The 15810-nt window shown below is 36.3% G+C and carries 16 protein-coding genes and 1 pseudogene; 9 read left to right on the top strand and 8 right to left on the bottom strand.

The features are described 5' to 3' along the window. Positions 1-218: 218 nt before the first annotated feature. The 7 genes from B0169_RS00660 to B0169_RS19410 all read left to right on the top strand — a co-directional run bounded on the left by B0169_RS00660 (position 219) and on the right by B0169_RS19410 (position 5679). Entirely contained in the window at positions 219-1604 is a 1386-nt protein-coding gene (locus tag B0169_RS00660; RefSeq protein ID WP_077283700.1) for a PhoH family protein, read from the top strand. 413 nt (positions 1605-2017) lie between these two features. Beyond that, the gene (locus B0169_RS00655; protein ID WP_077283698.1) at positions 2018-2464 is read left to right on the top strand and encodes a hypothetical protein; all 447 of its coding nucleotides are present in this window, start codon (positions 2018-2020) and stop codon (positions 2462-2464) included. A 343-nt stretch (positions 2465-2807) separates the two neighbouring features. Then, positions 2808-3167, top strand: coding sequence for a hypothetical protein (locus tag B0169_RS00650; RefSeq protein WP_077283696.1), 360 nt, complete (start codon positions 2808-2810; stop codon positions 3165-3167). Between the two features lie 218 nt (positions 3168-3385). Then, on the top strand, positions 3386-4426 hold the full coding sequence (locus tag B0169_RS00645; RefSeq protein ID WP_077283694.1) for a hypothetical protein: 1041 nt from the start codon (positions 3386-3388) through the stop codon (positions 4424-4426). Beyond that, positions 4423-4761 (top strand): hypothetical protein, encoded by a 339-nt coding sequence (locus B0169_RS00640; RefSeq protein WP_077283693.1) that lies wholly within the window; start codon positions 4423-4425, stop codon positions 4759-4761. Before B0169_RS00645 ends, B0169_RS00640 begins: the two co-directional genes overlap by 4 nt. A gap of 11 nt (positions 4762-4772) precedes the next feature. Next, positions 4773-5171, top strand: a complete 399-nt coding sequence (locus B0169_RS00635) for a hypothetical protein (protein WP_143323425.1) — start codon at positions 4773-4775, stop codon at positions 5169-5171. A gap of 7 nt (positions 5172-5178) precedes the next feature. After that, the gene (locus tag B0169_RS19410; protein WP_077283689.1) at positions 5179-5679 is read left to right on the top strand and encodes a hypothetical protein; all 501 of its coding nucleotides are present in this window, start codon (positions 5179-5181) and stop codon (positions 5677-5679) included. Positions 5680-5743: 64 nt separating this feature from the next. Here B0169_RS19410 and cadR read toward each other — a convergent pair whose 3' ends face one another. Beyond that, positions 5744-6133, bottom strand: coding sequence for a Cd(II)/Pb(II)-responsive transcriptional regulator (cadR, locus tag B0169_RS00625; RefSeq protein WP_036985255.1), 390 nt, complete (start codon positions 6131-6133; stop codon positions 5744-5746). Positions 6134-6210: 77 nt separating this feature from the next. Between cadR and B0169_RS00620 the strand changes: the two genes are divergently transcribed. Together B0169_RS00620 and B0169_RS00615 are read left to right on the top strand one after the other, a co-directional pair. Beyond that, positions 6211-6942, top strand: coding sequence for a transglutaminase-like domain-containing protein (locus tag B0169_RS00620; protein ID WP_077283687.1), 732 nt, complete (start codon positions 6211-6213; stop codon positions 6940-6942). Further along, on the top strand, positions 6929-7816 hold the full coding sequence (locus B0169_RS00615; RefSeq protein WP_008114333.1) for a cation diffusion facilitator family transporter: 888 nt from the start codon (positions 6929-6931) through the stop codon (positions 7814-7816). The genes B0169_RS00620 and B0169_RS00615 overlap by 14 nt, the downstream gene beginning before the upstream one ends. A gap of 72 nt (positions 7817-7888) precedes the next feature. Here B0169_RS00615 and B0169_RS00610 read toward each other — a convergent pair whose 3' ends face one another. The 7 genes and pseudogenes from B0169_RS00610 to B0169_RS00580 form a co-directional block, all read right to left on the bottom strand. Then, on the bottom strand, positions 7889-11017 hold the full coding sequence (locus B0169_RS00610; protein WP_077283685.1) for an efflux RND transporter permease subunit: 3129 nt from the start codon (positions 11015-11017) through the stop codon (positions 7889-7891). Between the two features lie 10 nt (positions 11018-11027). Continuing rightward, positions 11028-11924, bottom strand: a complete 897-nt coding sequence (locus B0169_RS00605; protein WP_008114330.1) for an efflux RND transporter periplasmic adaptor subunit — start codon at positions 11922-11924, stop codon at positions 11028-11030. 70 nt (positions 11925-11994) lie between these two features. Continuing rightward, positions 11995-13287: a TolC family protein gene (locus B0169_RS00600; RefSeq protein WP_077283683.1), complete on the bottom strand. Its 1293-nt coding sequence runs from the start codon at positions 13285-13287 to the stop codon at positions 11995-11997. Positions 13288-13358: 71 nt separating this feature from the next. After that, positions 13359-13655, bottom strand: coding sequence for a hypothetical protein (locus B0169_RS00595; RefSeq protein WP_233131303.1), 297 nt, complete (start codon positions 13653-13655; stop codon positions 13359-13361). An 81-nt stretch (positions 13656-13736) separates the two neighbouring features. After that, positions 13737-14381, bottom strand: coding sequence for a class I SAM-dependent methyltransferase (locus B0169_RS00590; RefSeq protein WP_077283681.1), 645 nt, complete (start codon positions 14379-14381; stop codon positions 13737-13739). A gap of 28 nt (positions 14382-14409) precedes the next feature. Beyond that, a pseudogene (locus B0169_RS00585) lies at positions 14410-14646 on the bottom strand (transposase); the annotation flags it as partial. A gap of 80 nt (positions 14647-14726) precedes the next feature. After that, positions 14727-15626 carry a cation transporter gene (locus B0169_RS00580; RefSeq protein WP_077283679.1) on the bottom strand — a complete coding sequence of 300 codons (900 nt, stop codon included), beginning with the start codon at positions 15624-15626 and terminating at the stop codon, positions 14727-14729. Positions 15627-15810 lie beyond the last annotated feature (184 nt).

Here is a 15810-nt window from a genome sequence, read left to right as displayed (position 1 = left end):
CGTCAACAATAATATCAATATTTGTGCAGACCTCAGTAAAAATAAAGTCTATAGCTCAGTTTTTACAAAGAAATATTATAAAAAACTTCTCATTCACTAATCAAATTAAGACTCCTTCTAAATTATTCTTAGGAGAGTGTTATGTTTAAAAATAAAATAATTATGGATTTAACTAGTAGTCACGGATTAATAAAAAATAATCTTGAGGTAAATCAATAATGAAAAATTCAAACGAAAATAGAAATCCACGTGTACTCGATACATCAGCTTTAGTACATGATCCTAAGAGTCTCTTAGCATACAGAGATGATATATATATCTGTCTAACCGTGCTTGAAGAACTAGACAATTTAAAAGAACGAACTGATAAAAATGTATCTCAAGATGCTCGTGCAGTCATTAGAATGCTAGAGGACATCATTAATGGTCATTCATCTGAAGAGATGGAGCAGGGAATTGATTTACCGTCAACTGAGACAGCTAAGCGCGGTAAATTATTCATTGGTATTGATACTCAGATAGACTTTGCTAAAGAGTTAAAGCATGCAATCGGTAGTGATGCTGATAACCGTATTATCAATTACGCACTTCATTTGCAAAATACATTAAAGGAAGATGTGTCGATTGTAAGTCGTGATATCAATATGCGCTTAAAGGCACGGACAATTGGTGTTGATGCCGAAGATGTACTTGTCGATAATCAAATTTCGGATGTTGATTTACTCTACACAGGAGTTCAATCATTTACTGGTGACCTGTTTGATCGCTGTGAAGAAGAAAAAGATTTTGCGATGTCTGGAAAGTTATACCGTTTCAATCGTGATATTTTTAACGACGAAGCTCAGCCGAATATGTATTGGTATGATGAAGTTGGTCACGTTGGGAAAATAAAGGAAGTAACTGATGAACATATCTTTACGACATTACTTCAAAGAAAACCTGAAAAAATATGGGGAATACTTCCTAAGAATCAACGTCAAGCAGTCGCTTTAGATCAACTTACCGATCCTGATTTTGATCTAAATATCATCCTTGGCCCTGCGGGTTCCGGTAAAACTTTTTTAGCGATTGCGGCTGGGTTACACCAAGTTCTTGAATTAAAACAATATAAAAAAATCGTTGTCGTGAGAAGTCGAGATTTCATGGATGATGATCCGGGCTTCCTCCCAGGTGATCTAACTGAAAAATCATTACCTTTGTTAGCTGGTGTTACAGATGCTTTGATTTCAATGCATTCAGACGATGAAGATGATGAAAAGAGTACTCGCGCTACTGTCGAACATATTATCGATAGAGCTAATATAGAGTTTACTTCCATGGCTTATTTTAGAGGTAGATCAATTGATGATGCCGTTCTCATTATTGATGAAGCTCAGAATATGACGAGAGCGCAAATGAAAGGAATGCTTAGTCGCGGTGGTAAAAACTGCCGAACTATCGTACTTGGAAATCTTGCGCAAATTGATGATAGGTTCGTTACTCCTGCATCATCAGGAGCTAGTGCAGCAGTTAATATCTATCGTAACTATGAAAAAGGTAGTGTTTTGATATTTGATGAAGTTGAAAGAAGTTCTCTAGCTGATTTCACAGAAAAGAATTTTTAGACCTAATTAACAATTGATTTAAATATGTAATAACAGCCATAGCTTTTAATTAAGCTATGGTCTGTTAGAGAGGCCAGCCTCCACCTTAGCAGGCCAAATAGAGTGATGTGATCTAAGTAAAAAGGCGCTGGTTTATTAGGTAGTGAATCAATCTCACACGCGATAAATAATCTTCTTTTGAATGTCATTCAATTTCACTCGTATATTTACCTTTATTTTGTAAATTCAAATCACACTTGTGATAGATAAATCTTGCTCACTTTTTTTAGGTCTGTTTTATTTATAAAACAATGCCAAATGATATTTAGAGTATTTGTTTTTTAGTATAGATTTCAATATATTAACTATGAGGAAATGATTGGTAGGAGTTAATTAATAGGAGATGACATAAATAATAATATTAAGGTAAGAAAATGAGCGTAAATTGTTTTTATAAAAGTGAATTAACAGAAGAGTTGAAGAAAGAGCTACTTAACAGAAAAGATTTTAGCAATAAAGATCAGGAAATCCTGCACTTTATGTTATTTGAAATAATCAAAGGGTACGAATTTTCAAAAATTTTAATTCAACAAAATGTAAGTGTGGCTGATGATGAAGGCATCGAATATTTATATTTTATTGACGGTCAGTACTTACCATTTCAACAAAGAAAAGATTTCGCAAGGTATGTTTTCAACAAATCTAAATTTGCGACAGATTTAAAAATGTCTTATCAATATCACAATCACTATGGCGAAGTCCTTATTAAATTTCTAGAAGCTGCGACAGCAGCATTAGTTGATTATGCTATTTCAGGTGTATTTAAAGATATAGTAAGTAATGGAGGGCTATTTGTTACGGCTCCAATGGAAACGGCTTAATGTGCTTCAATCCTCCTAATTATGGACGCTGCTCGTATTAAAGTTCCCCTCATCGAGAAAAATCTTTTAGCCATGATATGTATTACCTTGATGAATAATATCAATGCAGTAAAAACTGTTTATCATATTACTTAAAGTGGAATTTAGTGTAATAATAGACATGGCTTTGTATGTTTAATCTTGTAAAGTCAGGCCGTATCAAAGAGGCCAGTTCCCACGATAATGAACGAAATGGATATACTTTGAATAGATTGTAAATTCGCGTAGCGAATGTGTACCAATAAAATTTACTCGACAAAAAGAGCGTGGGCTTTTTGTTGCGTATTTTTGTATTGGTGAAAACATGTCGCTTAATAATGAAGACTTGCTTAACAATGTTAAAAGGCAAGCAAAAAGGCTTTCGAAAAAATTATCTATTCCGCTTGGCCAAAGCCAAGAAATGTTGTCCTATGTTGTTTATGGCTGTGATAGTTATGGACAGTTAATTTCATTGCTGAAGTCTGACTCCTTTGAAAATCAAAATCTGATATTAGCGGCTTTACACCCAAGAGCAGAAGACTTCCTTCTAAAGTTCCTTCATACAGATATGAATAATATTTTATCTCGCTTTAATGAAAGAGTTGAAAATACAAAAATAAATGAAAATAGCGTTGTTGAAATTTTTGGTATTGAACCAACTGATTTTAAAAGTAAAATAAAATAAAATCCTTTTAAATTATACAGATATGTATAACCCTGTTCTGTTTACAATCGTTTTACTCTCATATATATTAGCAAAAAAGGCTGAACGGACAGCCTATGCCTACACATATTTATAATTAAGTATGAACGATGAAGCAGAGCATCCGTAAAAATTTGGTTTTCATAATTAACAAACTGGCGTTAGTAGGCTGTTGTTTGTTTTAATTTATGGATAACTAAATGATCACATCAGACACATTAACCCTAAAGTTAACACTCCAATCTAAACTTCTTGCAAAATCCCTAAATTTACCTGAATCATTTGGTTATGATTTATTAGCAACAAGTGTCTACCAACATATAGACTTTGAAGATTTATGCGACTCAATAGCTGAATTTAATTATGCATCAAGTTTTGGGGCTTTATCAGAATATCAAAAGTTAAAATACTTATTGATATGTGAAGTGGAAGATAAAGAGTTAATTAAAGATCTTCATTTAGAAATAGAACACATGGCGATTCGACTAGAATCGAAGACAGTAATAAATATTTCTAAAATTGATCTAATATCAAACCTATTCAAATTATTTGGTCTCGAAAATGAGTCAAAATACATTGTAGATGCCGAGCATATTGAATTTAAATGGCGACCTTGTTTTGATTCATTGCAAGATAATCAAGCTGTTTTAAGCACTGATTTGTTAATCAATGAAATACCATTCCGTTTTCTAGCAACAAAAGTTTCATTTGATGAGTTCTCTGTTGATAACGTAAAGCATTCACTTCATACAGATCTAGCACAAACAGATATCTCATCTGCTCAAGAAAACGAAGAAAGAATAAAAATAGATGAACATATTAAATGGGTAGCTGATAGCTGTGACTGCTTATCAAATTTTGAATCAGATACTCCTGACCGAAATCCTTGTTATTTTAAAATAAATAACCAAAACTATCTGGTATATGGTTTCCCATTATCACCACATTTGCAGATCACTGACATTGGACAAGCCCCCAATATTAATATTCGGATAAAAGATACCGAAGAAAAGCAGGTGTTTATTTTAAATTTAGGAAGTGAAAGATTAACTCTTGAGTGCATTTTTCTGAACAAAATCGAGGACGGTGAAAAGTGCTATTCATCGAAAAACCAATGGATTAATGATTCACTTTTATCTCGTAAAGATGCATGTAAATTTCGAATTGTTTTCAATAAATCATATTACCTAATGATCTTGCGACCTTTTGCTCACGTAGATTGGCTGGTGAATGCACTATGAAAACATTCTTAAAAGAAGCAACAGTATTAAGTGTTTTTGATTTCCATAATGGTGAGAAAATATTTCTTGGGGAAATGTTATTCGGTATTGTTCATTCAGATCATACGTATCGATTTCCCGCAGGTCAACGAATAATAACATCACTAATTCAATTACAAAATAATTTTGAATTTATTACAAAAAGTGATAATTGCTATGTCACTGAAGATAAACCCGAAAGTTTTGAGTTGAGATTATCTGAATTTGTAGTCATGAGACATTTGTTGCTTTCACCTGCTGAAGTAATTGAAGCAAGAGAGAAATTAGAGCGTGAAGATGCAAAACGATTACATTGAACGGTGGTCAAATGAAACATAATCAAAGGGCAACAATAACCTCAGTCGATCATCTCAATGAAAATTTTGAAGTCAAAGTAAATAGGTGCCCAACTGCATTTGAAGATGATTCAGATAGCAGTGTATTATTTTCACTGCCAAAAGATAAATTCAGTGACTATTTTGAAGTCGGTGATTTGATTGAATTCAAAAGCCTGGGTAGTTCCAGCCTAGAAATTGCCAACTTAAGCTGTAAGGTGCTTAGGCCAGCTAAGCTTAAACGCGAGCTAAACTCAATATTGAGGCGGTTAGATGATGATCATCATCCGTTAAAACGATGCATTTTATTAAGCGAGCATAGCCTTGTTTTATTGTCTATAAACAAGAACGCTGAAGAGTTAATGTTATTAAAGAATCAGCAAAAAATTTAGAGTAATCATGAAAAATTTTGAAGATGAAGTTGTTAAAGTGATCTCTAAACTAACTTGTGATGGTTGTGGCGAACAAGCAACTCAAGATGACTACGAATTTCATGAATTTATAAGTATTGATCATAAATGTGGCTATGGAAGTATTCACGGTGATGGCAATCAAATCAGTATTGATCTTTGCCAACAGTGCTTTGCTGACATGTGTGGTGATAGTTTGACTGTTATTGAGCCTAATGAAGAAAAGTATGATAGTTGTTCACGAATTGATGTAAAAGATATTTTGTCAGCAAATAAAATAAGTAATCAGGAAGAGTTAACGTCTGCGTTAAAGCGGCTTGATCAACTCTGGGATGCTCAACACCTTTCAGAATCTGGAGGTGAGTTTCATCAACTAGTTGACTTGATTACTGCTTTTGAAGGGAAAAGCTGGGATTCATATTTTGGAACAGTTTATGCTGCATCAGATGATTTTATGTCGGAGCGTGCAATTACTGTTGGTAAATCTTAACAAAGTGGTATTAACAGTAGTAGGTATTAACGATTTATATTCTGCCTGCATAACCTTAAAAAGATTAACTATCTAGTGACTTAATGATCCCACATGCTTCAATAGTATTGTTTGAACCACAAGCACTTGCCATCTGTTGTAACTCTGCTTTAAGCGCTCTTAATTCTTTCATGCGCTTATTCACTAATGCGAGTTGCTGATCAATTAATGCATTAACGCTAGAGCAGCTTTCTTCTGGCTTATTTTTTAATTCGATAAGACGTTTAATATCATTGAGTGATATATCTAGGCTGCGACAATGTTTTACGAATTCCAATTGTTTTAGTGCTTTACTATCATACAGCCTAAAATTACCTTCTGAACGGTTTGGATTTAACAGCAATCCTTCTCTTTCATAATATCTAATTGTCTGTATTGAACAACCTGACTTTTTTGAGAACTCGCCTATTTTCATAAAATTCCCTAACAAACTTGACTCTATAGTTACTATAGGATTTATAGTAATAATATACAAGTTAACCGGAGTATAAAATGGCTGAGAAATATTTAAATAATACGAATGTTGTTAATTTTGAACACAAGAATATCCAATCTCTTATTAATAAACGAGGGTGGAAAAATTTGGATGATTTCAACAAAATTGGTGCCGCTTATCAGTTTGTAAAAGATGAGATTCTCTTCGGCTATAATGAAAGCGATGATATTGCAGCAAGCGATGTGCTAGCAGATGGTTATGGGCAATGTAATACTAAGGGTAATCTATTAATGGCACTCTTGCGTGGATTAGGTATCCAGTGTCGTTTCCATGGTTTTACCATTGTTCAGCAATTACAAAAAGGTGCCATTCCCAGCTATATATTTTGGCTAGCACCTAAATATATTATCCATAGTTGGGTAGAAGTTTATTTTGATGGGCGCTGGATTAATTTAGAGGGCTTTATATTAGATAGGCAATACTTAACCTCACTACAGCAGAAGTTTAACCAAGAAAAAGATGATTTTTGTGGTTATGGTGTTGCGACAAAGTGCTTTTCATCACCAGATACAGATTGGCGTGGAGAGGATACCTATATTCAAAAAGAAGGTATCCATGACGACTTTGGACTTTATAATTCCCCTGATGAATTTTACCTAGAAAAAGGCACAAATTTATCAGGAGTAAAACGTTGGTTGTATCAACGCGTGATCCGTCATTTGATTAATATGAATGTATCAAAAATTAGAAATACAAAAGCACTGGAGGTACAAAATGCACAACCATAGTCACAGTCACCATCATGAAAAAAACGACCGCATTGGTTGGGCGTTTTTTCTTAATGTGATATTTACTATTATTGAATTTATTGGCGGTTGGCTAACCAACAGTACCGCGATAATGGCTGATGCAGTTCACGATCTTGGTGATAGTCTTTCAATAGGTTTTGCGTGGATTTTAAGTCGTTTTTCAGATAAAGAAGCATCAGACAAATTCAGTTATGGTTATCGCCGACTTACACTTTTTGGTGCATTGGTAAATAGTATCGTTTTGATTATTGGTTCTATTTGGGTTTTATTTGAAGCAATACCGAGGTTGTCCAATCCTGAAATGCCTGTAGTTGAGGGGATGCTGGGACTTGCCATACTCGGTGTTGTCGTTAACGGATATGCGGTATTTAAATTAAAAGCGGGTGAAACACTAAATGAAAAAGTGCTGACATGGCATCTACTTGAAGATGTACTTGGCTGGGTTGCTGTTCTTATTGTTTCTGTCGTACTTTTTTTTGTTGAACTGCCAATTTTAGACCCTTTATTATCAATTGGCTTCACGCTATTTATCTTATTTAACGTTTTTAGAAACTTGAAATCAACGTTGGTACTTTTTCTTCAAGCGGCACCAGAAAAAGAGACCCAAGAACGTATTAAACAATCATTAATGGAATTTCCAGAAGTTAATGGTATCCATCACATGCACTTTTGGTCACTAGATGGTGAAAGTCACGTTTTAACAGCTCATCTTGAGCTGAGTGACAACTTTGAAGTTGAAAACTTAATTAGACTTAAACAAGAAGTTGCAACTAAATTAGCTTCCTATCATTTATCGCATACGACGATAGAGTTTGAGTTTTTAAATGAAAGTTGCCGAGACGATGCGAATTAAACTTTAAAAGTTGAAATAAAAAAGATTAAATATAAAAGCAGCTTAAACATAAATTAAGCTGCTTTTGGGGCATTAAATTTCGTCAGATTGCTGTTTACTAATCTCTGAGCCATGCGCCCACTGATATAAAACAGGTAATACAAACAAAGTTAAAATGGTAGAAGATACAATACCGCCGATAACAACTGTTGCTAGTGGTCGTTGTACTTCTGCTCCAATTCCAGTGTTTAGCGCCATTGGAATAAAACCTAAACTTGCAACTAGTGCCGTCATTAAAATAGGTCTTAAACGAATGATGGCACCTTCAATGATCGCTAAGTAAAGATCGCCTTTTTCATGCCAAAGGTCTCGAATAAAAGCCAACATAACCAAGCCATTTAATACGGCAACACCTGACAATGCAATGAAGCCGACACCTGCCGAAATAGATAAAGGCATGTCTCTTAAATAAAGAGAGAATACGCCCCCAGTTAATGCTAAAGGCACGCCACTGAAAATGATCAATGCATCTTTTAATGAACCAAATGCAATAACCAAAATACCTAAGATAACAACTAATGTGATCGGCACAACTAAGCTTAATCTTTTACTCGCTGACTCTAGTTGTTCAAACGTTCCGCCATAATCAAGCCAGTATCCTGCTGGGATTTCTCCTTCCTGATTAATTTTAGCTTTCACTTCTTTGACAAAACCACCTAAATCTCTACCACGTACATTGACGGTAACCACAACTCTTCTTTTTCCGTTCTCACGGCTAATTTGAGCAGGTAAATACTCTGATTTAAGCTCTGCAACTTCTTCAAGTGGCACATAGTTACCATTCTCAAGTGGAAGCGGCAGATACTTCAAGCCATCGATATCCGTTCTTATTTGCTCTGGTAAACGAACAACTAACTCAAACCGTCTGTCACCTTCATAAATGATCCCCGCAGATTCACCGCCTATTGCTGTGGCAACCCAGTCTTGCAGTTCAGTAACACTCAAACCATACCTACCAAGCGCTTCGCGTTTAGGGATTACCGATAAAGATGGAACACCTGTGACTTGTTCCATTCGGGCATCTGCTGCACCATCGACGGTTTTCACAATATTTAGAATATCTTTTGCGGTCAGTAATAACCGATCCAAATCATCGCCAAATACTTTGATACCTATGTCTGCTCTAACACCTGAAATCAATTCATTGAAACGCATTTGAATAGGTTGAGTGAATTCATAGTTGTTGCCAGGAATGTTTTTCAATACCTCTTCCATTTCTTCAACTAATTCACTCTTCGGTTTTGAAGGTTCATTCCAATCTTTGCGTGGTTTTAATATAACAAAGATATCAGCAATACTCGGTGGCATTGGGTCAGTCGCAACTTCTGGAGTACCGATGCGCGAAAATACTTTATCAACCTCAGGAAATGCTTTAATACGTTTTTCAAGTACTTCTTGCATTTCTACTGATTGCTCTAGGCCAGTCGAAGGAATTCTTAACGCCTGTAGTGCAATATCACCTTCATTTAATTGTGGAACAAATTCTGTCCCAAGCGTAGTTGCTAACCAAAGGCTATACCCCATTAACAGCGTTGCAAATGAAACAATAATCCAACGAAATTTCATTGCCATAATTAGCAATGGTTTATAGATAGACTTGGTTGAACGAATAACAACACTTTCTTTTTCGCTGATTTTACCTTTCATAAATATCGCAACAGCAGCAGGAACCAGTGTAACTGAAAGGATCATGGCTGATATTAACGCCATTACGACAGTTGCCGCCATAGGATGGAACATTTTCCCTTCAACACCAGTTAGGGTGAAAATGGGTATGTATACCACTGTGATAATGGCTACACCAAACAGGCTTGGACGTATGACTTCTGAAGTGGCTTCAAAAACAGTATTTAGTCGTTCCCTTAGGTCTTGCCTATGACCGTTGTGTTGCGCCTCAGCTAACCGACGAACAGAGTTTTCAACGATGATGACAGCCCCGTCCACTATCAAACCAAAGTCCAATGCACCAAGGCTCATTAAGTTAGCAGATACTCCTGCTTGTACCATACCTGTAATTGTCATTAACATTGATAGTGGTATTACGGCGGCTGTTATTAATGCGGCGCGTAAATTTCCAAGCAACAAGAAAAGTACAACGATAACTAATAGCGCACCTTCAACGAGGTTTTTGGTAACGGTTGCAATCGCTTTATCTACTAACGTTGTTCTATCATAAACAGGCTCTGCGATAATGCCTTTTGGAAGAGATTTTTGTATTTCACTGAGTTTCTGTTCTACATCTAAGGCAACGGTACGAGAATTCTCACCAATCAGCATCATGGTTGTACCAAGCACTGTCTCAATGCCATTACGAGTAGCAGCCCCTGTTCTAAGTTCTTTTCCTATAGCAACATTGGCAACATCACTTATTTTTACAGGAATACCATCGTTCTTTTTGATGATGACATTGAGGATTTCATCCATTGTCGCTAGTTGCCCAATGGAGCGTACTAACACTTGCTGTCCGTTTTGCTCAATATAGCCAGCGCCACGGTTATCATTGTTTTTACGCAATGCATCAGATATTTCTTCAAAGCTTACACGATGAAAAAGTAATTTTTCAGGTTTCGGCGTGATGTGATATTGCTTGTTGTAGCCGCCGATGCTGTTGACCTCAATGACGCCTTTAACCTGAGCCAATTGCGGTTTAATGATCCAGTCTTGAATTTCCCTCAGGGCAATAGCGGTATAAGGTTCTCCATTAGACATTTTAGCGTCAGGAGAAGCTTGCACTGTATACATAAATATTTCGCCAAGCCCTGTAGAAATAGGACCCATTTCTGGCTCTAAGCCAGAGGGAATAACGCCTTTTATCGCAGCTAGTCTGGCATTGATTAAGTTGCGTGCGAAATAAATATCTGTTCCCTCTTCAAAAATAACGGTTACTTGGGATAAACCATATCTTGACAGGGAACGGGTGTGAGACAGTTTTGGTAGTCCAGCTAACGCGGTTTCTACAGGAAAGGTTACCCTTTGCTCTGCTTCTAAAGGTGAATAACCGGGAGCAGAAGTATTTATTTGTACCTGTACGTTTGTTATATCTGGAACTGCATCAATGGGAAGTTTTTGATAACTCCACATACCAACGCCGATGATTACCATCAGCAAGCTTAATACTAAGTAGCGCCTATTTATTGCAAGACGCAAAATTGATTCAATCATATTGCGTCTCCTAATCGTCGTCTTCTACTTCAGATTTCAATATATCTGCTTTAATCAGATAACTGTTTTTGTTTACATATTCAGCGTCTTTACTGAGGCCATCAATGACCTCGATATAGTTTTTGTCTGAACGACCGAGGACAAGTGGTGCAAACTCATACTCTTCATCTTCTTTTACAAAGACACCAAATTGTCCTCCCAGTTCTTGTATGGCAACTTTCTCGACGGCTAAATCCACCTCAAATCGGTTTATCTTTACGCTACCCATTAATAATTGGCCTGAGGTTAGGTTTAGCTCAGTGTTATTTAAACGTACACGTGCTAAAACATATGACTGATCTATAGCTGGAATTATATTGGTGATGGTTGAGTTGAATGCTTGTTCACCATGCTCAATATCAACAGACTGACCGACTCTGATTTGATTATACTGGCTAGTAAAAACCTTAAATTCGGCCCACAACGTGTCAAAATTGACGATTTCAAACAAGCTGGTGTTTTGTGTGATACCGCCAATATTTCCATTTCTCTGTAAAACAGTCCCAGAAACAGGGGAAATTATCTTATAGGTATTTAAGCTTTCGTTAGATTCAATAACGGCTAATAGATCGCCTTTTTTTACCTTATCACCAACAGTGGAGTTTATTGTCTTTATAACGCCATTATATCTAGCGCCAACTTGAAATAATTGTTCAGCGCCTATCGTCGTAGCGCCGTATACAGGGATAGTTTGGTTCAACGTTTTTGAAGCTAAATAGGCTGTTTCAACACCAACCCTTTTTGCCATGTTATTGTTAATTTTGCTAATGCCTTCTTCGCCTTCATGTTCATCTTCACTAGCGAAAGCACTTTGAATGGGTGATAAATGCCCGATAAAAATCAATAGTGCGAGTAAATAGTTTTTCATTTTTAATTCCTAAACGATTCAGTTAATAACTGAATCAATAAATTGTTATTAATCTTAAAGTGATGTTTATTTAGAGTGACAGCGCTTCGTTTGTTAGTTTTTCTATCTCTGCGCCGTAAATCAGGGCAGCAGATGCCGCGTCAATAAGGGTTCGCCGAGCATTTAACAACTCTTGTCTAGCCGATACATAATCAAGGTAGCCATATCTACCTTTTTGATAGGCGTCTTGAGTATCTTCCAGTGCATCTTCAAGCATTGGAATAACTGACTGCTTTAATGAATTTGCCGTTAGTATGGCTTGTTTTCTATTGGAGTATGCTCGCAGTAAGTGATTTCTAAATCTTAACTTAGTCGCTTCTTTCTCTATAGCAACTTGATCACGCTCTGCTAAGGCACTAGCGATTGCGCCAGAATTTCGCTTTTCAGCAAACAAAGGTAAGCTAAAACCAGCGACCAGTGCCGTATCATTAGCTTCTTGAGAGCGCCTAACACCGACAGACCATTTGATATTGGCAGTTGACTCTGTTTTAGCTAACTGTATTTCAGCCTCTTTTAGTCGTTGTTCGCTTGCATAGATTTGAATCGCTGGATTTTTTTCTAACTTCGCAAAAAGGCTGTTAAAGTCACTGTTATTGCCAAACTGAAAAAGATCACCTTGTACTTCAGAGAAGGTTACAGAGTTTTCTCCCCAGAAAGCTGCTAAAGAAAGTTTTAAATATTCCAAGCGCTTTTGTTCCGATTGAACAGTTAGATTTGCCTGAGCAATAACTGCTTTTGAGCGTTTCACTTCAGCCTCAGGAGTTGCACCTGCGCGGTTACGTTGAGATACAATCTCTAACGTTTCTTGTGCTAACTTCAGTGCATTATCTGCCAATATAACTCTTTGTTGGGCTGCAAGTACTTCCACGTACTTTTCAGTGACTTGAGCCATCAAGTTTAGTGCTGCTACCTCTTTTTCAGCAGTGAGCAATGCTCTTGAGTTTGAAACAAGCCCAATTCGCGCTGAGCGTTTATCTCCCATTTCAATAACCGAAGATAGAGCGACAGTTAATTCTGCGCTGTCGAATGCATTAAATTCACCTGAGCCTGCAAAGTTCTCGGCTTCAAGTTCTAGTTCATAAGCGGGATTTAAACTTGCTGTTTGTTCTCGTCCTATTAATGCGGTTTGTTTGAAATCAAATATTTTGAGTTCAGGATTTTGTTTAAGCGTTCGCTGTATTGCCTCTTGAAGATTTAACTGCTTTTCAAATGCATAAACATTAAATGTAAAAAGTGACAAAGCGAGAAACGCGATATATTTGAGCCGAGGTGTTACACACCTCAAAATTTCTATCTTGCGATGCACACAGGTATAAAGTGCCATATATACTTTCCTATAAATTTATATTGTTATTTAGGTCAATAATGTTGACCTTTTTAAATTTGATATAAAAATTAGGCGTATTTAGGGGGACGAAATGGCACCGACATATAGCCTTTTAGCTCAGGAGAAACTAAGGCGTAGGTAGGAAAATGATCTATTGCTTGTAAAATATTACAAGAAGAATCTGCATTTAAAAACAAGTGACAACAGCAACAAAAATTACAATTTTCAATTGAACTGTTGCTATTATTTACTTCAAATATATTGGAGGTTTCTGAAGCTTTTAGTGGGGTAGTTGACTCAGTTAGTGATGTGTTAAAAGAACTTTCTATCAAGTTTATTTCAAGCTCTTCTAGCGAAAAAAACACAGACTGCACCGCGATTAAAATCATTATCACGTATGATATATATGGTTTAAAATATGATGGGTGCATTAGGTTCATTGTTATCTAGTTCGCTTCAATCAGTCTGATAGTTCCCAAAGGCGTTGGGACTATGTTTAAATCTGAAACATGAGTAAACCCTGATTCAACCACCAAAGAGGGAATAACTCCATCTACATTATCTTTTGTAGTTTCGAAACCATCTAATAATTGAACGACAAAGAACAATATCCGTTGAAATATTGAAGTAGGCTTTCCCCAGTCTGCAATTATTAAAGTACCGTCCGGTTTCAGTACCCGACGAATTTCAGTTAATGTCGCGAGCTTAGCGGAACTGTTTAAGTGGTGAAAAAACAAACTTGAAACTACGATGTCAAAAGAGTTTTCATCAAAAGGCATTTTTTGTCCAAAGCCCTGTCTAAAAGAAATATTAAGATCTTTGCCTATAACTTTTTTCTGTGAAATATCTAGAGCTGTTTGGTCTGCATCTAAGCCTATTACGGTATGTTTAGGTGATTTTTCAGCTATTAATTTTGTGAGCGTTCCTGTTCCACAACCAACATCAAGTAGATTGTTTCCTTTGACGTTGGCAACTTTATCAACAATCAGTTTTTTAAAAAATGCTTCTCTCGTGGTGATAGCAACGAGGCTGTCATAAAAACTCGTTAACCAATGAAATCGTAGTGGTGGAATGTAGGTATTGTTTTTCATAAGTTCATTTACCTTTAGCTGTTCACGGCTAGCGCATTTTAATCCCAGATTCTAACAGGGTTGAGCGATAATCATCGTCAAGCCCTGCCATTTTCTTTTTCCTAGCCATACTGGCTGACTTGGATGTATCTCGTTTAAAGAGTGCCATTGCTATCTTTCGCATCACATTAAAAACAAGTGGTCCCTGCTTTTTACGTATTCTCGATTCATCTTCTCTAAAGTTCATATCCAACATCCAATGCATGCTTTCAACCTGCCAATGGCTGTTTGAGCCAGACTTAAAATAGCTATACAGGTGTCAATAATGGTTTTAAAATTTAAATAAATGGTCATGATTAATTTCAGTTAATACTTTAGCTGTAAGATGCGGCGAGCACCGTTTAAAACGACAAAAGCAATTATCAAGCCAATCACTAAATCTGGATAACGGCTGCTTGTTACTGTAACTAATAAGCCAGCTAAGATTACGCCAATGTTTGCGATAACGTCATTTGCGGAAAAAATCCAACTCGCTTTCATATGAGCGCCGTCTTCTTTATTGCCAAATATTAAAAACAGACAAGCAATGTTAGCGATTAGTGCTATTCCACCAAATATCATCATTAAAGATGACATAGGCTCACTACCATAAATAAAGCGTCTTACGACTTCACTCAAAGCACCTAGCGCTAAAATAATCTGAAGCACACCAGAGATATGTGCTGCTCTAAGTTTCATGCTGATACTTTTACCTACCGCATAAATAGCCAAACCATATACGGCAGCGTCAGCAAACATATCTAATGAGTCTGCAATAAGGCCAGCAGACTGTGCAATAATCCCAGCAATTATTTCTACAAAAAACATGATCCCGTTAATAGCCAGCAACCATTTTAGCGTTGACGCTTCTTTCATCTCATTTTTTTGGGCTAGATCTTTTGCTTTTGCAGCTTCTGTGCTGCAACTTTCTTTAGTTGATGCTAACTCTGCATCGAGTTTAAGTTGTTGTAACTTTTTTGTTATCTCATCTAAATTTTCATCATGAAAAACTTTGACTAATCGACTAGGAATATCAAATTGCAATCCAACAGAAGGCTCAATTGAGTCAAGTGCTAATCTGATCAATCTCTCTTCTGAAGGACAGTCCATTTGAGGCACTTTATATGTACTGACAAACGCGCCACCATAGTTATCTAATTGTGTATCAATTTTTACGTCTTCGTTGGTAGGAGATGATTGACGCTGACCACTACATTTTTCTGACATATTTAACATTCCGTAACAATATTTCGTTGAGTATAAAATCTATAGCAACTATAGAGTCAATAGGTTTTATAATCTTTATTGGTGAGTTTCCGACATTAAGTATTAAGACGATTTAACTCTTCTAATAACATCCCAGTTTTAAGATTAGCTAGTAAAATAACTGCTCTTAATTAAGTTAGTGGTG

The sequence above is a fragment of the Cognaticolwellia aestuarii genome, from assembly GCF_002000025.1.
In the GTDB taxonomy this organism is placed as follows: domain Bacteria; phylum Pseudomonadota; class Gammaproteobacteria; order Enterobacterales; family Alteromonadaceae; genus Cognaticolwellia; species Cognaticolwellia aestuarii.
The sequence above is the reverse complement of the archived record's forward strand: the minus strand, read 5'-3'. Positions and strand labels throughout refer to the sequence as shown.